Here is a 20,216-nt window from a genome sequence, read left to right as displayed (position 1 = left end):
GCGCGACGGATGCTCGGCCTCATGATCCAGCACCATCCGCACCGCGCGCCCACGCACCTCAGGCGAGAACTTGTTCGTCGTCTTGCTCGTCATCGCTCCACCTTCTCAGGAGTTGGAGCCTCCGACAAACCCGGCGCGGTTCATAATTACCCTTCAATTGGACACCGCAGCGGCGGCATCATGCGCATCGGCGCGCACTGCCGGTCCTTCGAAACCCCTGTCCGAGGTCGACCGCGGAGGATGGCCCTGAGATCGGCATCGGAAAGCTCAATCTAGCAATTTTCGCCCTGCCACGCTTCAATTGGCCAGATTCCGGTCGACGTTTAAGACTCGGCCTATCGGTAGGCCAAGATCGCCTTAGCGCGCGGGAACCGTTCTGATTTTCTCCGGTTTTTATCCTGCCGCTTTCGAGCGCCGGTGAAATCCTTCATCGACGTGCTTAGGGGCATCCTCGGAAGGCGGTAGGGAGGCGCGTCAGAGTCGCACCTTCGGTGCGGCTTCCTTCGACTCTCGACCGCGTTCACCATCCGGATTTCCGAGAGGTGCCCGATCTGGCCAAGGTCGGACAAGGGGCTGGAGGCCCAGCGAACCCCGCCACCGCCGTGGCGGGGTTTGCCGTTTCGGTGATCGCGAGTACCGATTTGCGCACTAGCTCTCCAAGTCCCATCGATGCGGCCCGCGCCCGCTATCGCTCGGCTTTCCGATCGCCCCCTGTAGCCAGGTATCGCGACACCGCCAATTCCAAGCGGGTCCGCTCCTGAGCCAACGCGCTATTCGGCGGGGCGGACTCTAAGGCCCGCAACCTTGCCAATGCGGCCCGGTATTCAAATGGATTGGTTACGCGGAAGAAGACGAAGGCGACGCCATCCTGTTTCGAGTTGTCCATGATGCAGCCCCTTGTAACGAACATCAGTGACGAGCGATTCAACTGGTGTGATTGGATCGCTGTTCCAATCATTCAGCATCTGCCCTGGCGGACTCTTTCGCACCTCTGGAACCCAGCGCCCCGCTCCGCATTGACACCGGTGGTGTTGCGTCTGGAGTAGAGTGCCATGGTAGCGGTGCGTGCGAACTGGAAGGGCAATCTGAAATTCGGCGAGATCAGTTGTCCGGTGGCGCTCTATACGGGTGCGAGCACCGCGGAGCGCGGGCCATTCGCGACCGAGCGGCGCGCGTCGAAGAAGGCGGCATAGCCTGCGCGAACTGAAGCCCACTTGCGGTCCAGGACTCGGCCCATCGGTAGGCCAAGATCGCGGTAACGCGCGTGCGATCGTGCGGGCTTTTTCGCGCAGTCGGAACCCGGCTCCACGCGCCGCACTTCCTCCCTCAATCATTTTCAGCGTTCACGTCGCCACAATCGAACGCGATGCGCCCTCGTTAGATCACTCGCCGATTCAGCTCCACCTGCATTGTCATCTCGCAACCGTCGCTGTCGGCTAGCGCATCGTACGCGGCCTCGGCAAAGGCCTTTCGCGCTTCCCGTCGGGCTGCGATGTCGCTTGGCAAATCAAGATCGACGGAGTGCGAGCGGTCGTTGTTGGTGATGAAGCGATACAGAGGCATGGCAAGTCTCAAAACCTACGCGCGTGAAGCTCAATCGCCGGCTGTCGTGGAAGGCGTGGGGGTAGTGATGTGCTCGAACGGCATTTCGCTGCTCCTTTGTCTGGAAGTGCGAACATGCGGGATGCCATCCAGTTCCACCGGAACGATTCACATCGGCGCCCGTTCGCGACTCGTTGGGTTGTGGAGTTGCGTTCGATGTGTGCGCGTCGGGTTCTCAGAGCCGGGCTGGGCTGCGACACCGTCAAGGGGCCGCCGCTCAGCCGCCGGCGGAAGATCGTGCCTGAACGCGTCGAGCCGTGCGGGGCGCTGTTGAGCCGCAAGATTCCGCGCAGCGATGACTGGTACGCTTCCCGCCTCGTCCACCAAGAGCTTTTTGAAGCGCGCCGAAATCCGCTGTCCAACCCGAGCGCCTGGGCATCCTTTATCCGCTGGTGCGGACGTAAAAATCGTCTATGCCGCCGGAGACGCTATCCGCCCGGGCTTTGACCAGTTTGATCGTGGGATAGCGCGCCAGCTGCCGCCGCGCCTCGGCCAGGATGTCGAGCGGTGGCTTGTGATCGTGGCCGAGCATGCCATGCGAATGACCGGCGAAGCGATTCCGCGGCAGGACGGTATCGAGAACGGAGACCTTGCGGCGGGCGCGGCCGAGTTGGAGGGCGCCGGCGAGATCGGCAAAGCTGCCTCCGATTACGATGACGTCGTCCATGATGGTCGGCTCCGAATTGTTGATGAAGAGGGATGGATTCGGCTTGGCGTCAGCTTTGGCGCCCTCGATGCCGGTGGGCCGACCTTGCGACAACAACACGTCGACCTGCCGCAGCTTCGCGACGATCTCTTCAGGCTTATGCTTCCTCTGCGCCATAGCGGCAACCTCCAAGGCTCCAAAAGCCTACTTCACGGAGGACCACTTTTCAGGGGGCAGGCCAACGGGCGCGGCGCTTACCTACTGCACCCTGCCTTCGCATCGACAGTACCTTTGACATGATCCATGGTTGTCTGGTTTCTGGGCCCTCCAACACCGCACTCAGATGACAACGATCTTGCACGATCTCATGCTGCCGCTGCACCACGTGAACTTCAGCCCGTGAAGATCCGGCAGATCGAGATCTTCCGTTCCGTGATGGCGGGCGGCTCCACCATCGCGGCGGCCACCGCGCTAGGGCTTTCGCAATCGGCCGTCAGCCGCCAGCTCACCCAACTCGAGGAGGAGCTGGGCTTCGAGCTCTTCGAGCGCAGAAAGGGGCGTCTGCTGCCGCGGCCTGAAGCTTTCGCCCTGATGGACGAGGTCGGCGAACTGACCTCGCTTGTCGCGCGGCTGAAGCGCTACACCGAGGATCTGCGAGCCGGAACCGTCGGCCAGCGCTTCCTCAAGGTGGCGGTGCCGCATTCCTTCATCGCGACGCTGATGCCGGAGGTGATCGAGACCTATCTGTCTGAGCGACGCGACGCATCGGTCGAATTGATCGGCGGCCATTACGACGCGATCGAACAGATGGTGCTGGCGCGCGTCGCGGACATCGGTTTCGTTGGCCTGCCGCCGCGCGACAAGGGCTTCGATGCCCGCGAGATCGTGCGCTCCGAATCCGTCTGCATCATGCCATCAGGCCATCCGCTCGCGGCCAAGGCGACCCTGACGCCGCGCGACCTGTCGGGGCACGGCATTATCATGCTGGGCCGCCAACGCCCGGCGCGCCTGCGCTTCGAGCGGCTGTTGCGGCGGGCCGGCGTCTTCCCGATTGTGCGCATCGAGGTCCATTCCGTCGAGGCCACCTGCGGCCTGGTCGCGCGCGGGCTCGGCGTCGCCGTGGTACCGGAGCTGATCGCCGGGCTCTATCGGCACCTGCCGATCGAGCAGCGCCCCTTCAGCCCCTGCATCCACGGCGCCTACGGCATCGTCACGCTCAAGGGCGCGCCGCTCTCGCGCTCCGCTGAAGCCTTCATCGAGATCCTGAAGAACCGGCTCGAGGCGCAAGGCAAAGCATAGCCCGATGCGCTTTGCGCATAAGGTTGCGCGGGCTTCCGGTGCCGCCCATGGTCGCCACGATACGTGAACGGCGATCACGCCGCCGTATCGGACGCCGGGAGCCTTCGATGACAGTCTTCGTCATTCGACGACTGATGCAGAGCATATTGGTGCTGGCGGCGACCGCTGTCATCGTCTTCGTCGGCGTCTACGCCATCGGCGATCCCGCGGAGATGCTGATCGCGCCCGATGCGACGGCGGCCGAACGCGCGCAGGTCGAAGCGTCGCTCGGCCTCGACAAGCCGCTGCCGATCCAGTTCCTCGCCTTTCTCGGCAATGCGTTGCACGGCGATCTCGGCCGCTCCTTCGTGTTCAACCAGCCCTCGATCTCGCTGATCCTGGAGCGCCTGCCGGCCACGCTGGAACTCGCCTTCGTCGCGATTCTGATCGCGCTCGTCTTCGGCATTCCACTGGGCCTGATCGCCGGCCTGAAGCCGCGCTCGGTCGCAGACGAGACGATCATGACCGGTTCGATCCTCGGCTTCAGCCTGCCGAATTTCTGGCAGGGCATGATGCTGGTGATGATCTTCTCGGTCTGGCTGGGATGGCTGCCCTCCAGCGGGCGCGGTCCGACCGGGCATATGTTCGGCATCGAGACCAGCTTCGCCTCCTGGGAAGGCATCCGCCATCTCATCCTGCCGGCGATCAATCTCGCACTGTTCAAGCTGGCGCTCGTCATCCGGCTGACGCGAACCGGCGTGCGCGAGACCATGCCGCTCGATTTCGTCAAGTTCGCCCGCGCCAAGGGCCTGAGCGAGCGCCGGGTCGTGCTGGTCCATGTGCTGAAGACGATCATGATCCCGCTCGTCACGGTGATCGGCATGGAGATCGGCTCGTTGATCGCCTTCGGCGTCGTCACCGAGACGATCTTCGCCTGGCCCGGCATCGGCAAGCTCCTGATCGACTCGATCATGCGGCTCGACCGCCCGGTGGTGGTCGCCTACCTGCTCGTCGTCGTCAGCCTGTTCATCCTGCTGAACTTCGCGGTCGATGTGCTGTATTCCATCCTCGATCCGCGCATCCGGCTGGGGCGCAACTGATGGCCTTCGCGAAACCCGCTTTGTTCGCGGCGCTGCGCCCCGATTCCGACAGTCTCCTAGCCCGCTCGCTGGCCGGTATCCTGAAGAGCCCGAAGGCGACGATCGCCGCCTTCGTCTGCATCCTGCTCATCCTGGCCGCCGTCTTTGGCCCGGCGCTGGCACCGCAGGATCCTTACGACCTGTCGACGTTGGACATCATGGATTCGAAGCTGCCGCCGGGCTCCGAGAGCATGAACGGTTCGGTCTACTGGTTCGGCACGGATGTGCAGGGGCGCGACATGCTCTCGGCCATGATCTACGGCCTGCGGACCTCGCTCCTCGTCGGCGCGCTCGCCGGTCTCGTCGCCTTGCTGGTCGGCACCGTGCTCGGCCTTTCCGCCGCCTATTTCGGCGGGCGCGTCGACAGCCTGATCATGCGGCTGGTCGATTTGATGCTGGGCTTTCCGACGCTGCTCGTCGCGCTGATGCTGCTCGCGATCCTCGGCCAGGGGGTGGGCAAGGTCATCTTCGCCCTCGTGCTGGTGCAATGGGCAATGTTCGCCCGCGCTGTCCGCGCCGCGGCGCTGGTCGAGAAGGGCAAGGATTACATCGAGGCGGCGCGCATGCTGGGCCTCTCGCGACCGCGCATGCTGTTCGGACATCTCCTGCCGAATTGTCTCTCGCCCCTCATCGTCATCGGCACGCTCCAGGTCGCGAATGCGATCTCGGCCGAGGCGACTTTGTCCTTCCTCGGCATCGGCCTGCCGATCACGCAGCCCTCGCTCGGCCTGCTCATCGCCAACGGCTATCAGGTGCTGCTCTCCGGCCAGTACTGGATCAGCGTCTATCCGGGGCTTTTGCTGCTCATCCTCGTCTTCAGCATCAACATCGTCGGCGACCGCCTGCGCGAAGTGCTGAACCCCCGCCTGGCGGAGCGCTGAGCCATGACGCCGGTGCTCGTCGTCGAAAACCTCGAAACCCAGTTCGCCAGCGCGGCGGGCCTCGTTCGCGCCGTGGACGGCGTCTCCTTCAGCATCGACCGCGGCGAAATCCTCGGCCTCGTCGGCGAATCCGGCTCGGGCAAGTCGATCACCGGCTTCTCGATCCTCGGCCTGATCGAGCCACCCGGACGGGTCGCGGGCGGGCGCATCCTGTTCCAGGGCGAGAATCTGGTCGGCCTCCCGACCGAGAGCTTGCGGCGCCTGCGCGGCAAGAAGATCGCGATGATCTTCCAGGACCCGATGATGACGCTCAATCCTGTGCTCTCGATCGAGACGCAGATGGTCGAGGCCGTGCTCGCCCATGACGCGGTCTCGTGGAAGGAGGCGCGCGAGCGGGCCCGCGACACGCTCGGCCTCGTCGGCATCCCCTCTCCCGAGGAGCGGCTGAAGGCCTATCCGCACCAGTTCTCGGGCGGCATGCGCCAGCGCGTCGCCATCGCCATCGCCTTGCTGCACAAACCCGACCTGATCATCGCCGACGAGCCGACGACGGCGCTCGACGTCACCATCCAGAGCCAGATCCTGTTCGAGGTGCGCCGGCTTTCCACGGAGTTCGGCATGGCGCTGATCTGGATCAGCCATGATCTCGGTGTCGTCGCCAGCCTCGCCGACCGCATTGCGGTGATGTATGCCGGCCGCATCGTCGAGACCGGCTATACCGACGACGTGCTCGACCGGCCGGCCCATCCCTATACGCGCGGTCTGATGGATGCCTTGCCCGCCAATGCGGCCCGGGGCGAGAGGCTGCACCCCATCCCCGGTCTTTCGCCTTCCCCGCTGGCACGGCCCGGCGGCTGCGCTTTCCGGACTCGCTGCTTCGCCGCGACCGATATCTGCCAGCAGGAGCCTGCATTGCAGGGAACCAGTCACAGCTTCCGCTGCCACCATCCGCTTGCGACCGGAGTGGCGGCATGACCGGAGCAATGATCGAAGGTCGCGGCCTCGTCCGGCGTTTCTCCCGCGGCCTCGACGCGGCGGAGAAGCTCGCCAGGGCGCTGGGCGCCAACATCTCCGAGGAGACCGTCCATGCCGTGGAAGGCGTCGACATCGCCATCCAGCAAGGCGAGGTGGTTGGCCTCGTTGGTGAGTCCGGCTGCGGCAAGTCCACGCTCGGCCGTTTGCTCGCCGGGCTCCTGCCGCTGACCGAGGGCAGCTTGCTCTGGCAAGGCAAGGACGTCGCCTCGCTTTCGCGCAGCGAAGCGCTGGAGATGCGCCTTGCCGTCCAGGTGATCTTCCAGGACCCGATGTCCTCGCTCAACCCGCGAAAGCGCGTCGTCGACCTTGTCGGCGAGGCGCCGCGGGTGCACGGCCTCATCCGGCGTGGGGAGGTCGACGACTATGTTGCCGAACTGCTCGAGAAGGTCGGCCTCGACCCCTCCTACCGCAAGCGCTACCCGCATCAGTTCTCCGGCGGGCAGCGCCAACGCATCGGCATCGCCCGGGCGCTCGCGGTCAAGCCGCGCATGATCATCTGCGACGAGTCGGTCTCCGCGCTGGACGTCTCGATCCAGGCGCAGGTGATCAACCTGTTCATGGACCTGCGCGAGGAGCTCGGCCTGACCTATCTCTTCATCAGCCATGATCTCGGCGTGGTGAAGCATATCAGCGACCGGGTCGCGATCATGTATCTCGGGCGCGTGGTGGAAACCGCGCCGGCCGAGTCGTTCTTCGCCGCGCCGAACCACCCCTATACCACCGCCCTGCTGGGCGAATTGCCTTCGGTCAAGGAGCGCCGGCGCGCCTTCACGCCGATCCGCGGCGAAATCCCCTCGCCGCTGCATCCCCCGGCAGGCTGCACCTTCCATCCTCGCTGCCCGCGCGTCTTCTCGCCTTGCGCCCAGGCCCGGCCGCTCCTGAAGCCGGTCGCCGAGCGGCATCTCAGCGCCTGCCATCTCAACGACGCCCCGGCCGTGCCGTTATCGGCCGGCGGCTGCGCCTGAGGAGGAGAATCTCATGAGCTTCAAGCCCCGCCTCGCCGCATTCCTCCCATTGCTCGCGAGCGTCGCCTGCCTCGGCTCGCCGGGAGGGGCGCAGGCTGCCGACCTCGTCATCGGCACGGCGAGCGAACCCTCCGCGATGGACCCGCTGTTCTCGCGCACCGGCCCGAACCAGAACATCGCCATGCAGATCTTCGACCGGCTCGTGGAGACGGATGCCCATCTGGGCATGCATCCGAGCCTCGCCGAGAGCTGGACGACGCTCGACCCGACGACCTGGCGTGTCACCCTACGCAAAGACGCTCGCTTCCAGAACGGCAAGCCGGTCACGGCCGACGATGTCGCATTCTCGCTGGAGCGGGCGCGCAATGTCCCGAACAGCCCGGCCCCGTTTTCCAACAACGTCTCGGGCGTGATCTCCGTCAAGGAGCTCGACGCGACGACGCTGGAGGTGAAGACCGACGCCCCGACGCCGGACCTGATGGAGCGGATCGGCTTCGTCTACATCCTCGAAAGGGCCGCCGCCGAGGGCAAGACCTTGCAGGACTACAACAAGGGCGACGGACTCGTCGGCTCCGGCCCTTACAGGTTCAAGGAATGGGTGCCGGGAGACCGCGTCGTCCTCACGCGCAATGATGGCTATTGGGGCGCGAAGCCCTTTTTCGAGACGGTGACGATCCGCTTCATCGCCAATGACGCGGCGCGCGTCGCGGCGCTGCGCTCGGGTGCGGTCGACCTGATCGACGGCGTCCCGCCCGCCGATCTGCCCGTGCTGGAGAAGACGGCGGGCTTGAAGGTGCATACGATCCCCTCGGCCCGGCTGATCTATCTCGCACTCGACACGGCGCGGGAGGAGAGCCCCTTCGTTACCGACAAGGATGACAAGCCGCTGAAGCCGAACCCGCTCCGGGATTCGCGCGTCCGCCAGGCCCTCGCCAAATCGATCAACGTGCCAGCGATCGTCGAGCGTTTGCTCAACGGGGCGGGCGTGCCGGCCGGCCAGCTCGTGCCGGACGGTGTCGCCGGCTTCGACCCCTCACTCCAGCCCCTCGCCTATGACCTCGCCGGGGCCAAGGCCCTATTGCAGCAGGCCGGGCTGAAGGACGGTTTCGGCATCACCATCCATTCCTCGAACGACCGCTTCGCCGGGGACAAGGACATCGCGCAGGCGATCGGCCAGATGTTCGCGCGTGGCGGCATCAAGGTGAACGGCGTCGTCACGCAACCCTATAACGTCTACGCAGGCGCCGCGAGCCGGCAAAGCTTCTCTGCCTTCATCTTCTCTTTCGGCACGACGACGCCGACCGCCGGCCCCGGCCTGCGCAACCTGTTCATGACCGCCGATCCCAAGGCCGGAACCGGCGGCTTCAACCGCGCGCGCTATTCCAACCCCGCCTTCGACAAGGCGCTGTCGGAAGCGTTGACGCAGTTCGACGAGGGCAAGCGCATTGCCGCGATCCAGGCCGCGACGAAGATGGTCTTCGCCGATCTGCCAGTGATTCCGCTCTATTGGCAGAAGATCGCCTGGGCCTCGAAAGGCAACATCACTTATGAGGCGAACATGGCCGAGGACACCACGGCGGCGCGGGCGGGGCTGGCGAAATGAGCACCCTGTCGATGAAGGCCGGCTCTGAGCATCCCGCATCCGTCGCGACCGATGGCGATGTCGTCACGCTGAAAGACGTGATGGTGACGATGCGGGACGGCATCCGGCTTGCCACCGATATCTATCTGCCGGCGCGGGACGGGCAGCCCTTTCCTGGCCCGTTCCCGGTCGTGATGGAGCGCACGCCCTATGGCAAGGCCGAGCGCTCGCGCGCCGAGATCGGCCGTGGTGAGGCCAAGCCCCTGGCGCGCTCCGATGTGGCCGCTCATTTCGTCCGGGCCGGCTATGCGGTGGTCTATCAGGATTGCCGCGGCCGCTACGGCTCGGAAGGCGAGTTCGTCAAATACGTTTCCGACGCGGAGGACGGCTACGACACCTGCGCCTGGATCGTCACGCAGCCCTGGTGCAATGGCAGAATCGGCACGATGGGCCTGTCCTACGCCGCCCACACCCAGGCGGCACTGGCTTCGCTGACTCCGCCCGGCCTCGCCTGCATGATCCTCGATTCCGGTGGCTTCTCGAACGCCTTCCAATGCGGCATCCGGCAAGGCGGCGCCTTCGAGCTCAAGCAGGCGACCTGGGCCTATAACCGGGCGCAGGAAAGCCCGGATGCCCTCGCCGACCCCGTGGTCGCCGCCGGCCTAGCCGCGGAGGATTTGCACGCCTGGTTCCGCGTGATGCCGTGGAGCGAGGGGCGCTCGCCGGTGCGCTGGGTGCCGGAATACGAGACCTATCTGCTCGATCAGTGGCGCGCCGGCTCCTTCGGCCCCGAGTGGAAACGGCCGGGCCTCTGGCTGGAGGGCTTTTACGACGCGGTGCCGGACATCCCCATCCTGCTGATGTCGAGCTGGTACGACGTCTATGTGAAGACGACCTTCGACAATTTCGCGGGCCTGGGCGCATCGGGACGCCGCCATCTCAACGTCATCATGGGACCCAGCCTGCACGGGAACCGCCAGTCCACCTTCGCGGGAGATGTTTCCTTCGGCGAGGCCGCGCCCTTCGACGGCAATGTCGGGACGAACTGGCTCGATTTCCGCCGGCGGTGGTTCGATCGCTGGCTCCGGGACGAGCCCAACGGGCTGGAGGCCGACCCGACGCTGCGCCTCTTCCTGATGGGCGGCGGCTCGGGCGAGAAGAATGCCGACGGGCGGCTCGTCCAGGGCGGGCGCTGGATCGAGGCCTCGAACTGGCCGCTGCCGGGCACGGAACGGCAGGATTGGTACATCCATGGCAACGGGCAGCTCTCGCGCGACGAGCCGGCCGCCGACGCCGCGCCCCTGACCTATGATTTCGACCCGGCCGACCCAGTCCCGACCATCGGCGGCGCGCTGACGAGCGGCCAGCCAATCTTCGAGGGTGGCGGCTTCGATCAGCGCGAGGGGCCGCGCTTCTTCGGCTCGCGCGCTGCCGGCATGCCGCTGATCGCGCGGCGTGACGTGCTCGCCTTCGAAAGCATGCCGCTGGAAGAGGACATGGCGGTGGTCGGGCCGATCACGGTCGAGCTCTGGGTGGCGTCCGACGCGCCCGACACCGATTTCACCGCCAAGCTTGTCGATATGCATCCGCCCTCCGCGGATTATCCCACCGGTTTCGCGCTCAATCTGACCGACGGCATCTTCCGCTGCCGCTATCGCAACTCCTGGGAGGAGCCGGAGCCGATCGAGCCGGAGGTCCCGTTCCGGATCACCATCGAGCCCTTCGCCACGGCGACCTTGTTCAAGGCCGGTCACCGGATCAGGCTCGACATCTCCTCCTCGAATTTCCCGAAATTCGACGTCAATCCCAATACCTTCGATCCGGAAGGGCGAGGCCGCAGGCGGCGGGTCGCTCGTAACACCATCCTGTGCGACGCAAAGCGCCCATCACGCATCATTGTCCCCGTTGTACCCTTATCCTCGTTGTCGGATCTGTAGCGCTTCTCCACGGCCTACTCCCCCGGCATCGCTGCAAACGACAGTGTTTGGAACGGGCCGGCCGTCCTCCCGCCACCGCCAGGTCGGCCGCTACGCTCTCCTGCGTATCGGTTAAACGAATCTCGATTGCATTGCTGTCGAAGCGAGGAATCTCTCCGCGGGAATTGAGCCAGGGATGACGCAGAATGCCTTCCCGATCGACATTCGCAAGGCTGTCATAGAGGGGATCGAGTATCTGCGTCTGGTACTGCGCCGGCGTCGCGATGCGCGGAGTAAAAATATCGCCGGTGACCAATGGATAACCCGTCGCGTTGTCGTCGCGATAGGCGATCAGCCGATAATCCTTTGCCCCGGCCATTCGGTCGATTCTGGGCACAACTTTGGCGGAGCGCGGCTAGCCTTACTGATGCGAGCTTTGCTGCCTCGCGGTATTCAGGAGCGAAACGGTTGCCCGGAGTCCGCCACCTTCCATATTCCTTAGCTCGACTTTGCTTTCGCGAAGGTGCGCAAGCGCAGCTTCCGCAATCGCCAAACCCAACCCGCTTCCGTTGTGGTGTTGCTCTCGGCCCCGATAGAAGCGCTGCATGACCAGCGCGAGTTCATCGACGGGAATACCCGGCCCCTCGTCTTCCACAAGGATGCTGCTCTCTCCGGCTCGCCAACGCCACAGGAGCCGACGACCTCTGCGCTGATGCCATGGATCTTCAAGCCCACGGCAAGCCCGTCGGCAAGGATGGGGTCGTCTTCGACGATCAGAACGCGCATGTCATTCCCTCGACGCCGGATTCCTCCCGTCAGCTTAAGGCTGCCTTAAGCTGGCGAAGCTCGATGGCCGCATCGTTCCCGAACGGGAACCGCAGATCTGCTTCGCGCGATACGATGGCTCGACCGCGAGCTCCGAGGAGCATTAGTCCTGATGAGCGTGGTCGCGATTCCTTCTCGTTCGAGCCGATCGTAAGTCCTTATCTGGAGGGCGCCGATGAGATCGTGTTGCGCACCCCTATTCGCGAACCGTCGTCGAGGAGTTACGCGCGGTGCCATGGGCGTGGTGGAACGGCGAGGACAAGGCCTGGCACGTTCCGTTTCGATCGTTCTATGAACTTCGCAGGAGATGGCCGGCGATTGAAGCAGCCGCGGAACGCAGCGAGCCGGAAGCTCGAAGGCAAAGGCGCGAAGCGGCGAAATCCACCGCCGAAGATGAAGACGCGAAAGCAGCGGAGACCGAGCGCCGCCGCCGACGCTATCCCGTGCCTGCAAGCGAGCTGCCGCTTGACAGAGTGCTGATGTCCCATGAAGGGCCGCTCGTCGTCGTTGAGGTAACCGGCGAGCTCGTGCCTATGGAGACCGCCGCCCGGCATCACCCGTGGAGCTCCGGACTGCCCGACGATCTGGTCTGGGCTTCGTGGTGGCGTGCGACCCATGAGGAGCTGGTCAAAGCATGCGAACTGAGGTCGTAGAGGTTATTGGTTCAGGGCCGATTTGTGTGCAGTTCGAGCGTCGCTACGCAGATCTCTCCGCCAACAGCGTCCTGGACAGTCACCGCCATTGAAATGTGATCCCCGTTCGGCAGCTTCTCGATGTTCATTGCGGTGAGCAGCTCCTTGGCAGCGTTGTAAGCGCTTTGCTCATCGGGCAGTTCCGTGCCCTCGTCATCCAGATCGAACTTCTCGCCATCGCGAGTGTGGAAGAAGTATCTTGGCATATTTGCAGAATGCAGTTGCGCCGAGGGAGTTCCACTATCTGCGTTCTGGCGCCGCTTGGTCGCCGCCGTCCAGGAGTGGGAAGCGGCGGCTTCACCGCTCGCGCAGGGCGATGCTTCAGCGCGGGGGAACTTTCATACGCCGCGGCGACCTGGCCAGCCGGGAGATGAGGATCAGCGGCGGCCCGGGCCCAATCCGCGGTCGAGGAATGCAACGGGGTCGCATGCTCCTTTCGAGCAGGCTGATCGCGACGGCTTAGCTGCCGAGAAGCATCGGCCCCGCGATTGATCGGCTCTGTTTGAAGGAGGCGAGCGATGGCTCCCACGGCCTGGTCAACGGGCCCCTCGGCGAGAACTGCATCCACCTTTTGAAGAAAGTCCCGTCGATCCAAGGCGAGCCGGATTGAGACGCGACGACGAAGGTCTCCGTCAAACCGGACGTTGATCGGAAGCCGGAGACGGAGAAGACGCAGGAGCGGCCGGGTAACACGCCGGCCGCGGCGTCGGCGAGTAGTTGCAGACCAACATTTCAATTGTCGCGCGGCGTCGTGTTCGGGTGGGGGCGATTCAGCGCTCTCCGACTTTTTTTCAACCACACCCGCGAGGTTATGCAAAGCATCGCAACACCTCGGCACGCTCAGCGGTGATCGGGTTAGCATTGGCGGCGATTGTAGCGCCGCCACCCGTCCTGAAAGGCCGGAACTCGACCCGCTGGCCGATTGCAAGCTCGTGGTCGCCGAACACGTTACGATGGATGGCGAGCGGCCCGCCAGCACAGTTGATGCGGGCACCACGGGCAATTGAAACAACCTCGTCGATAATCGGATGCCTCACAGCAGGTGCGTTGCTTCACAATTCTGACGCTGGCGCCGGACTGCAGAGCTCACGTCCATCGTCGCGCGTAGGTCCGCGCTGCGTGGGTAGGCTGGCAGTGTGATCTCGAATAGATCGACGTCAGAGATGGTCCGAGGCGGCAAACGCCAGTGCCATCGTCCCATTCTTCCGGCCTAGAGCGCCTTCGGTGCATTCCGGCGAAATGGGACGATATTCGAAGAATTCGCAGCGCTTCGTGCCGCATCTAGATTGTCGAATGCGCTCCGAATAGAATCTCGAAGGCGAAGGTCTTCTTGCCTTTCGCCAATTGCGCAAAGGAATGCGCTTCTCAAGAAAACCATACACTGTTCGTAGCTCGAAGAGAGACTTTCGTGATTGATATCTGAACGCATAATGGCCCCATGAGGTACACACTGTTTCGATTTGGGCCGGCATGGGCGTAGCGACTTAGAAAAGCAGAAAACTAGGCACGCGGATATGTAAAAAGACGCTTTAGAAAAAAGGTCTATCCGCAAAAATTCGGGATCGGACCGGGGAGGCTTCTGTCTCTGTGCTCGAAACCCACGCACGTGCCTGATTCGCATACGCAGCTAGATCTGATTTCGATCTGATTGAATCGTGCGTGCAAGGACAGATCCAGAGACCGCTCGAGCCGCGCGAGATAATTGGTGAAACTGCCACCCTCTATGGGTCGCGCCTTTATCGGCTGCGCTTGGAACCGGGGGATGCCTCGTTGCCTTCAGCCTGCTGCCGGAGCCGCAGGAGCTAAGACAACCGCTTCCGCATCATCTGGCTTCGTCGGATGACCAGCTCAAGACATCGATGGGCGCACTTTTCGCGTCGAATTATATTCCCGGGAACAAGGTCGATACGTTGGTCAACGGTGTCCAAATTTTTCCTGCGATGCTACGCGCCATCCGTGGGGCACAACATACGATCAGCTTCGAGACTTACATTTATTGGCGTGGCGCCGTCGCGGAGGAATTCGCCGATGCGCTTTCGGTCGATGCTCGGGAAGGACTAAGCGTGAAAGTCCTGCTCGACTGGGTCGGCAGCCTTCCAATGGACGAGCAGTTGATCAATCGAATGCAGGATGCCGGCGTCGAGGTCGTGCGGTTCCGACCGGTCATCTGGTACACGATCGACCGGGTGAACAACCGCACCCATCGGAGCTGCTGGTCGTCGATGGTCGCATAGGCTTTACGGGCGGCGCCGGCATTGCTGATGAATGGAACGGCGATACTCGTAGGAATGGCGCGACAATCACTATCGCGTGGAGGGGCCTGCAGCTGCGGAATTCCAGGCGGCTTTTGCCGAGCACTGGATCGAGGAGACCCGCGAGCTGCTGTTAGGCGACCGCCACTTTCCCAAAATAAATCCGGCCGGCGAGCGCGGCGCACAGGTGGTCGCCAGTTCGACCCATCAGCGCAACGTCATGCACCTTATGCTCATGGCGGTGCTTGCCGCTGCGCAGAAGAACATCCGGATCGCGACGCCCTATTTCGTGCCCGACGAAATGACACGACAGCAGCTTCTGGAAGCCCGCGCGCGCGGCGTAGATATTCAGATTCTCGTCCCGGAGCGCACACCGATGCGCGCGGCGTTGGGAAGGCGTCGCGGCACCTGTGGGGGATTTGCTCCAGGCAAGCGTGAAGATCAGCGAGTACCAACCGACTTTTTCCACTGCAAGCTGGTTGTCGTCGACGCCATTTGGACCTCCGTCGGTTCAACGAACATCGATGATCGGGCCGTTGATGTCGGAGGCTTTTTCGGCATAGGCGCGAAGCCGTCGTGATCTCGATAAGCACGTCGCGCCAGTGGCACAGAAAGCTAGAAGGTCGATCCAGATCGGGAGGGGGTCCCCAATTGAAGGCGCCCCAGGAGTTACGGAGGTGATTCCGCCTGGGGCAGGTCGGCATAAGCTCAAGAGCTTCGTTCTGCTTAATGGGCTGATGTACGCCGGGTTTGGCGTGGCGTCGCCGTTCTGGCCACGTTTTTTCGAGGAGCGTGGCGTGACCCCGACTGAACTGGGTCTGCTGCTGGCGATGGGCACGGCCGCCCGTTTGGTTTCCGGTCCCATCACCGGCGGCATAGCCGACAGGTTCGATGCGCGGGTGAGGACGCTCGCGATCTGCATCGGGCTGTCGGCGCTGTTCGTGTTGGGCTTGTTACGGGCAGATGGGTTTCTACTGCTGCTGGGGGTGAGTCTTGCGCAGGCAGCGGTGCTAGCGCCCGTCACGACTCTGGCCGACGCGCTGGCATCTCGCCACGGAGCAAAAGCGGCCGGGCCGGGGAATGGGGGTTTCGAGTATGGCTGGGTGCGCGGCGCCGTCTCGGCGGCGTTCGTCGTCGGAACCTTGATCGCCGGACAAGTGGTCAGCGTCACGGGGCTTGCATCCGCCGTGCTGCTTCATTCCGGGTTGCTCCTTGCCGCTGCCCTGGTAACCTCGCTTTCTATCAAGGACGGACCGGAGCCTGAGGAGGGTGCCGAGCCGGCGACGGCAGCCGCCGCGGGTTATCGCGTGCTACTGCACCTGCCGTTGTTTCGCCGCCTGCTTTTGGTCGCGGCGCTGGTGCTCGGTAGCCATGCGATGCACGACGCCTTCGCCGTCATCCGCTGGAACGCGGCCGGCATCGGCCCCGGCCTGGCAAGCGTTCTTTGGTCCCTCTCGGTCGCGTCGGAGGTGGTCGTCTTCTGGCTCATCGGGCCGCGGCTGCTGGCCCGTGCGGGGCCAGCCGGCGCTGCAGCCATCGCCGCGGCCGCGGGCGTTCTTCGCTGGATCGTCATGGCGATCAGCGCCGACCGATTGGCGCTCTCGGTCGTGCAGCCGTTGCACGGTTTGACCTTCGCGCTGCTCCATCTCGCCTGCATGCGACTTCTGGTCCGGGTCGTACCCGCCCGTCTGGCGGCTACCGGCCAGGCGATCTATGCATTCGCCGCGGCGTCGGCGACCGGCCTTACGACGTTGGCGTCCGGCTCCCTTTTTGCGCATTTCGGCGCTCACGCGTTTTTCGCGATGGCTGAGCTCTGCGCCGCTGCGTTGCCTTTAACAGCTGGGTTGCGGGAACGCGAACGGTTCTGACCGAAGGGCGAGACGATGCCCCTCTGGATCATTGAACCGAAGCGGCTCCGGGCGCGTTGCCATCCCCGAGGCGATTTCCCCTGGTTCGGGGCATTCAAAGGACGACAGGCGATGCGGATTGCTCAGGTGGCTCCCTTGGCGGAGGCCGTGCCGCCGCGGCTCTATGGCGGAACGGAACGGGTTGTATCTTGGCTGACGGAGGAGCTCGTCCGGCAGGGGCAGGATGTGACCCTTTTCGCGAGCGGCGATTCCCGCAGCCGCGCCAGGCTCGTCCGGGCTGTGCCCGAAGCACTGCGCCTCGCGGGAATTCGGGACCACACGGCTAGCACGTTGGTGATGCTGGAGGAGGTTCTGCGGCGGGCCGATGAATTCGACGTCATACATTTCCATGTCGACCTGCTTCAATTCCCACTCTTCAAGAACCTTTTTCCGAAATGCGTCACGACCTTGCACGGGCGCCTCGACCTCCCGGACTTTCATCCAATTTACCGGGCCTTCCCCGATATGCCGCTGGTTTCGATTTCGGACGCTCAGAGGCGGCACATGCCGCCGGTGAATTGGGTATCCACCATCCACCATGGCTTGCCCGAACAGCTTCATCGCTTCAGATGCGAGCGCGGCGCATACCTTGCTTTTCTGGGGCGCATTTCGCCGGAGAAGCGACCAGACCGGGCGATCGAGGTCGCCAAGCTGAGCGGCATGCCTTTGAAGATCGCAGCCAAGGTCGATGCGAACGATCGCGATTATTTCGATTGCACGATCCGGCCGCTGCTCGACCATCCCTTGGTCGAATTCATCGGCGAGATTGACGACATGCGGAAGGATGAATTTCTCGGGGGAGCATCGGCGCTGCTGTTTCCGATCGACTGGCCCGAGCCTTTCGGACTGGTCATGATCGAGGCGATGGCGATCGGAACGCCGGTAATCGCCTGGGCGGAGGGTTCCGTCCCCGAAGTGATCGATCAAGGCGTTTCCGGCGTCATTGTGACCTCGATCGACGAAGCGGTCGAGGCAGCAACCCGGATCGACAGGCTGGATCGCCGGGCCGTGCGGGAGTGCTTCGAGATGCGCTTTACGGCAGCGCGCATGGCAGCCGACTACATCGATACCTTTGACGCGCTGTGCTGCCGCCCTGTGGCGAAGCCAGCGTCCGCCTTGACCGCTATTCTGTCGCCGGGCGGTGACCTCCCTGGCTTCGAGGGCAGCGTGGGACTGTCGCAGCTGCAGTCCCCATGAACCGAGGCAGGCGCCATGTCCGAGAGCATTCGTAAGATCGGACAGGCGATGCCTGGGCCCGGCAGAATCTATGGTCCGAGTATGAGATCGAGGCGACGACGTCGTTGACGGACCATGCCCTGCGCAATCTCAAACACGGCGATGCCTTTGCCGTGCTCCAGGCGCATGGCAATATCGGGACTTTAAGCGACACCGCCGAGGGCCTGTATTTCCGCGACACGCGTTTCCTGTCCCGCCTCGAACTACGCGTGGAAGGCAATCGGCCCTTCGCCCGCTATTACGGGACGATCGATGCGACCCCGCTTTTCGTCATGCTGCACGGCGCTAAGCTGCTTCATCGCGCGAAAAGGCCCACCGTCATCGCCGGCGGGCCTTTCAACGAAGCGTGGGCCAATCGCTAAACCGCTGTCTGAACGCGAAGGTTCTCGTCGCGATGCTCGCCGCCGAGCGTGGCGGCCCAGGAAGCGGCGGCCGCGCCGACGAGCAGAGCCGCAGCCGTGAGGAAGGCGGTCAGCACGGCCATCTTTCGCGCACGCTCCACAGCTTGCTTGGCCGTTTCCTTGGCCTGCGAGAGCTTCGCATAAGCGTCGTCGATACCCTTCTGCGCATCCTGTTCGCTGATGCCCAAGCGCGCCGCCAGCCGCGATGCCAGATAGTCGCGGTCGCCCTGCTCGATCTTGCCGTTCTTGAACGCATTGACGAAGATCCGAGAGGCCTCGTCTCGCTCCTGGGCCGTCGGCGGCTGCTGGCCGTTCGCGCGCATGATGTTGTCGAGCGACATCGCGAGCGGGTCGACGTTCTGGGAGACCAGCGATGCCATGCCCGAACTTGCATTGGCGACGCCGCTGGCTGCCGTCTTGGCGGCACCGACCAGCGACGAGGTCGCGACGACGGTGATCAGAAGAGCTCCGGTCACCCAGACAAGCAGACCGGCGTCCGCGTCGCGCACCTTGCGCTCCTCGGCATTCGCATCGAAGCTCGAGTGACGCATCCGCCCGGCCAGGTAGCCGCCGGCCATCGTTGCCGAAGCCATGACCCACAGCGCCCAGAGAGCACCGGCAATCGCCAGGGCCGTCGCGCTCGAACTCCTCTCGAAATCGGCGGAGACCATCGACAGGCCGATCGCCGAACCGAATACCGTCATGATGGTCGAAATCGCGGTTGCGATCACCGCACCGCCGATGATCGGACCCCATTGTACATAGGAGCGATTATCCTTGCTGACGCACCGGAGAGACACGACATCCGTGCCGGATAGGGACTTGCCAAATTCCTACCGCAGACCGAGGAACGACAGGATTGCCAGGACCACGACAATAAGTCCCACGATATAGATAACGCCGTTCATTGCGACCTCCGCTGATTGGAATATGCCGGAGCAACACCGCCTGAGAGCAATCAGTTCCGCTGCGAGACAAAACAGTAAGCTCCGCCAGCCGGTCCGGCGACGGAGCGAATGCTGGCCAGCGATGGTGGCGACGGTAGCGGCGGTGTCGGCGGGCGGTAGTAATCATGTGGCGGATCGCGCCTGTGGCGCCAGTATGATCTCGGACCTCGATCGCGAGAGTGCGGCGGCGGGCCGCGGCGCACGGGCCTGTCGTGATAATGATACTCGGCGAACTCGCCGTCAGTTGCGTCGAGCTTCGCAGTTATCTCGGGCGAAAGTGCCGCAGAGCTCGCCGGCCAAATGGCGAGAGCGCTACCGCTACTCACGGCCATCGAGCAATCGAACAGTGTCAGCAGAAACTCATCGGGCAAAGCGGGCGCGGGACTTGCTACGCAATGATTGTTATCTCGACCGGGGCGCGAAAATCTTGGCCGAGTTGAGATACCTGACGGGCGCTCGGCGAGGTCGAAGCTCGCTAATGATTATGACGCCAGGAACCTTCGTGAAATTCTGAGCGTTGCCACAGCACCGTTTATCAAACGGGGGCTGAAAATGCGTTCCATCGTTCTTTGGCTCGTCGGCGTGCCGATTCCCATCATTATCCTGCTGTGGTTCTTCATGCGGTAGCGGGGTGTGCTCAATAAATGGGGCAAGCTGACCGATGACGATCTCGACGTCATCGCCGGCAAGCGCGATCAGCTCGAAGGCAAGATCCAGGAGCGCTACGGCATCGAGAAGGACAAGGAGAAGACCGACGTCGACACCTGGTACAATCGCCAGACATGGTGATCACCGACGACTGAGCCCCTCGCTGCCCAGCGTGTGCTCGCCGCGTAAGGAAGCCGGGCCCTTTCCAGTGGGGCCGGGCTTTCGCGCCTTAACGGCCACCCGTTGTGTTGAGAGCGGGTGAAG

20 protein-coding genes and 1 pseudogene are annotated in these 20,216 nt (G+C 63.7%); 15 read left to right on the top strand and 6 right to left on the bottom strand.

What is annotated here, in order from left to right:
* The first annotated feature begins 1,052 nt into the window (after nucleotides 1–1,052).
* The gene (locus AC1DEZ_RS26805; RefSeq protein WP_476781235.1) at nucleotides 1,053–1,193 is read left to right on the top strand and encodes a hypothetical protein; all 141 of its coding nucleotides are present in this window, start codon (nucleotides 1,053–1,055) and stop codon (nucleotides 1,191–1,193) included.
* A gap of 184 nt (nucleotides 1,194–1,377) precedes the next feature.
* Here the strand turns inward: AC1DEZ_RS26805 and AC1DEZ_RS26800 are convergent, their stop codons facing one another.
* Nucleotides 1,378–1,563, bottom strand: coding sequence for a hypothetical protein (locus tag AC1DEZ_RS26800; RefSeq protein WP_476781234.1), 186 nt, complete (start codon nucleotides 1,561–1,563; stop codon nucleotides 1,378–1,380).
* Between the two features lie 430 nt (nucleotides 1,564–1,993).
* A pseudogene (locus AC1DEZ_RS26795) lies at nucleotides 1,994–2,425 on the bottom strand (hypothetical protein); the annotation flags it as partial.
* A 222-nt stretch (nucleotides 2,426–2,647) separates the two neighbouring features.
* On the opposite strand from AC1DEZ_RS26795, the gene AC1DEZ_RS26790 reads away from it, so the two are divergent.
* The 7 genes from AC1DEZ_RS26790 (at nucleotide 2,648) to AC1DEZ_RS26760 (ending at nucleotide 11,065) form a co-directional block, all read left to right on the top strand.
* Complete coding sequence (locus AC1DEZ_RS26790; RefSeq protein WP_441514196.1) at nucleotides 2,648–3,547, top strand: LysR substrate-binding domain-containing protein; 900 nt, start codon at nucleotides 2,648–2,650, stop codon at nucleotides 3,545–3,547.
* A 107-nt stretch (nucleotides 3,548–3,654) separates the two neighbouring features.
* A complete protein-coding gene (locus AC1DEZ_RS26785) occupies nucleotides 3,655–4,626 on the top strand; it encodes an ABC transporter permease (protein WP_441514195.1) in 972 nt (323 codons plus the stop codon).
* Nucleotides 4,626–5,546 carry an ABC transporter permease gene (locus AC1DEZ_RS26780; protein ID WP_476781233.1) on the top strand — a complete coding sequence of 307 codons (921 nt, stop codon included), beginning with the start codon at nucleotides 4,626–4,628 and terminating at the stop codon, nucleotides 5,544–5,546. The genes AC1DEZ_RS26785 and AC1DEZ_RS26780 overlap by 1 nt, the downstream gene beginning before the upstream one ends.
* A gap of 3 nt (nucleotides 5,547–5,549) precedes the next feature.
* Entirely contained in the window at nucleotides 5,550–6,521 is a 972-nt protein-coding gene (locus AC1DEZ_RS26775) for an ABC transporter ATP-binding protein (protein ID WP_441514193.1), read from the top strand.
* Nucleotides 6,518–7,546, top strand: a complete 1,029-nt coding sequence (locus AC1DEZ_RS26770; protein ID WP_476781232.1) for an ABC transporter ATP-binding protein — start codon at nucleotides 6,518–6,520, stop codon at nucleotides 7,544–7,546. The genes AC1DEZ_RS26775 and AC1DEZ_RS26770 overlap by 4 nt, the downstream gene beginning before the upstream one ends.
* Before the next feature lie 13 nt (nucleotides 7,547–7,559).
* Nucleotides 7,560–9,149, top strand: coding sequence for an ABC transporter substrate-binding protein (locus tag AC1DEZ_RS26765; protein ID WP_476781231.1), 1,590 nt, complete (start codon nucleotides 7,560–7,562; stop codon nucleotides 9,147–9,149).
* Nucleotides 9,146–11,065 carry a CocE/NonD family hydrolase gene (locus AC1DEZ_RS26760; RefSeq protein ID WP_476781230.1) on the top strand — a complete coding sequence of 640 codons (1,920 nt, stop codon included), beginning with the start codon at nucleotides 9,146–9,148 and terminating at the stop codon, nucleotides 11,063–11,065. The genes AC1DEZ_RS26765 and AC1DEZ_RS26760 overlap by 4 nt, the downstream gene beginning before the upstream one ends.
* On the opposite strand, the gene AC1DEZ_RS26755 is transcribed toward AC1DEZ_RS26760, so the two are convergent.
* Nucleotides 11,022–11,423 (bottom strand): hypothetical protein, encoded by a 402-nt coding sequence (locus AC1DEZ_RS26755; RefSeq protein ID WP_476781229.1) that lies wholly within the window; start codon nucleotides 11,421–11,423, stop codon nucleotides 11,022–11,024. The two genes, AC1DEZ_RS26760 and AC1DEZ_RS26755, sit on opposite strands and share 44 nt — an antisense overlap.
* Before the next feature lie 42 nt (nucleotides 11,424–11,465).
* Nucleotides 11,466–11,699, bottom strand: a complete 234-nt coding sequence (locus tag AC1DEZ_RS26750) for an ATP-binding protein (protein WP_476781228.1) — start codon at nucleotides 11,697–11,699, stop codon at nucleotides 11,466–11,468.
* Nucleotides 11,700–12,099: 400 nt separating this feature from the next.
* On the opposite strand from AC1DEZ_RS26750, the gene AC1DEZ_RS26745 reads away from it, so the two are divergent.
* A complete protein-coding gene (locus AC1DEZ_RS26745; protein WP_476781227.1) occupies nucleotides 12,100–12,522 on the top strand; it encodes a hypothetical protein in 423 nt (140 codons plus the stop codon).
* 11 nt (nucleotides 12,523–12,533) lie between these two features.
* On the opposite strand, the gene AC1DEZ_RS26740 is transcribed toward AC1DEZ_RS26745, so the two are convergent.
* Entirely contained in the window at nucleotides 12,534–12,767 is a 234-nt protein-coding gene (locus tag AC1DEZ_RS26740) for a DUF6894 family protein (RefSeq protein WP_441514186.1), read from the bottom strand.
* 1,653 nt (nucleotides 12,768–14,420) lie between these two features.
* On the opposite strand from AC1DEZ_RS26740, the gene AC1DEZ_RS26735 reads away from it, so the two are divergent.
* The 5 genes from AC1DEZ_RS26735 to AC1DEZ_RS26715 all read left to right on the top strand — a co-directional run bounded on the left by AC1DEZ_RS26735 (nucleotide 14,421) and on the right by AC1DEZ_RS26715 (nucleotide 18,318).
* Nucleotides 14,421–14,795, top strand: a complete 375-nt coding sequence (locus tag AC1DEZ_RS26735) for a phospholipase D-like domain-containing protein (protein WP_476781226.1) — start codon at nucleotides 14,421–14,423, stop codon at nucleotides 14,793–14,795.
* 76 nt (nucleotides 14,796–14,871) lie between these two features.
* Entirely contained in the window at nucleotides 14,872–15,393 is a 522-nt protein-coding gene (locus tag AC1DEZ_RS26730; protein ID WP_476781225.1) for a phospholipase D-like domain-containing protein, read from the top strand.
* 97 nt (nucleotides 15,394–15,490) lie between these two features.
* On the top strand, nucleotides 15,491–16,681 hold the full coding sequence (locus tag AC1DEZ_RS26725; protein WP_476781224.1) for an MFS transporter: 1,191 nt from the start codon (nucleotides 15,491–15,493) through the stop codon (nucleotides 16,679–16,681).
* Between the two features lie 111 nt (nucleotides 16,682–16,792).
* Nucleotides 16,793–17,917, top strand: coding sequence for a glycosyltransferase family 4 protein (locus AC1DEZ_RS26720; RefSeq protein WP_476781223.1), 1,125 nt, complete (start codon nucleotides 16,793–16,795; stop codon nucleotides 17,915–17,917).
* A 104-nt stretch (nucleotides 17,918–18,021) separates the two neighbouring features.
* The gene (locus tag AC1DEZ_RS26715) at nucleotides 18,022–18,318 is read left to right on the top strand and encodes a glycogen debranching N-terminal domain-containing protein (protein WP_476781222.1); all 297 of its coding nucleotides are present in this window, start codon (nucleotides 18,022–18,024) and stop codon (nucleotides 18,316–18,318) included.
* Here AC1DEZ_RS26715 and AC1DEZ_RS26710 read toward each other — a convergent pair.
* The gene (locus tag AC1DEZ_RS26710; RefSeq protein ID WP_476781221.1) at nucleotides 18,315–19,061 is read right to left on the bottom strand and encodes a hypothetical protein; all 747 of its coding nucleotides are present in this window, start codon (nucleotides 19,059–19,061) and stop codon (nucleotides 18,315–18,317) included. The two genes, AC1DEZ_RS26715 and AC1DEZ_RS26710, sit on opposite strands and share 4 nt — an antisense overlap.
* Before the next feature lie 876 nt (nucleotides 19,062–19,937).
* Here AC1DEZ_RS26710 and AC1DEZ_RS26705 point away from each other — a divergent pair.
* A complete protein-coding gene (locus AC1DEZ_RS26705; RefSeq protein ID WP_441514479.1) occupies nucleotides 19,938–20,093 on the top strand; it encodes a CsbD family protein in 156 nt (51 codons plus the stop codon).
* Nucleotides 20,094–20,216 lie beyond the last annotated feature (123 nt).

It is taken from the genome of Allobosea sp. 10L422, assembly GCF_056395345.1.
The sequence above is the reverse complement of the archived record's forward strand: the minus strand, read 5'-3'. Positions and strand labels throughout refer to the sequence as shown.

Excerpts from the sequence above, each read along its gene's own strand:
- AC1DEZ_RS26805 (WP_476781235.1), top strand. The coding sequence starts at position 1,053 with ATGGTAGCGGTGCGTGCGAACTGGAAGGGCAATCTGAAATTCGGCGAG.
- AC1DEZ_RS26800 (WP_476781234.1), bottom strand. The coding sequence starts at position 1,563 with ATGCCTCTGTATCGCTTCATCACCAACAACGACCGCTCGCACTCCGTC.
- AC1DEZ_RS26785 (WP_441514195.1), top strand. The coding sequence starts at position 3,655 with ATGACAGTCTTCGTCATTCGACGACTGATGCAGAGCATATTGGTGCTG.
- AC1DEZ_RS26780 (WP_476781233.1), top strand. The coding sequence starts at position 4,626 with ATGGCCTTCGCGAAACCCGCTTTGTTCGCGGCGCTGCGCCCCGATTCC.
- AC1DEZ_RS26775 (WP_441514193.1), top strand. The coding sequence starts at position 5,550 with ATGACGCCGGTGCTCGTCGTCGAAAACCTCGAAACCCAGTTCGCCAGC.
- AC1DEZ_RS26770 (WP_476781232.1), top strand. The coding sequence starts at position 6,518 with ATGACCGGAGCAATGATCGAAGGTCGCGGCCTCGTCCGGCGTTTCTCC.
- AC1DEZ_RS26765 (WP_476781231.1), top strand. The coding sequence starts at position 7,560 with ATGAGCTTCAAGCCCCGCCTCGCCGCATTCCTCCCATTGCTCGCGAGC.
- AC1DEZ_RS26760 (WP_476781230.1), top strand. The coding sequence starts at position 9,146 with ATGAGCACCCTGTCGATGAAGGCCGGCTCTGAGCATCCCGCATCCGTC.
- AC1DEZ_RS26755 (WP_476781229.1), bottom strand. The coding sequence starts at position 11,423 with ATGGCCGGGGCAAAGGATTATCGGCTGATCGCCTATCGCGACGACAAC.
- AC1DEZ_RS26740 (WP_441514186.1), bottom strand. The coding sequence starts at position 12,767 with ATGCCAAGATACTTCTTCCACACTCGCGATGGCGAGAAGTTCGATCTG.
- AC1DEZ_RS26735 (WP_476781226.1), top strand. The coding sequence starts at position 14,421 with ATGGGCGCACTTTTCGCGTCGAATTATATTCCCGGGAACAAGGTCGAT.
- AC1DEZ_RS26720 (WP_476781223.1), top strand. The coding sequence starts at position 16,793 with ATGCGGATTGCTCAGGTGGCTCCCTTGGCGGAGGCCGTGCCGCCGCGG.
- AC1DEZ_RS26710 (WP_476781221.1), bottom strand. The coding sequence starts at position 19,061 with ATGACGGTATTCGGTTCGGCGATCGGCCTGTCGATGGTCTCCGCCGAT.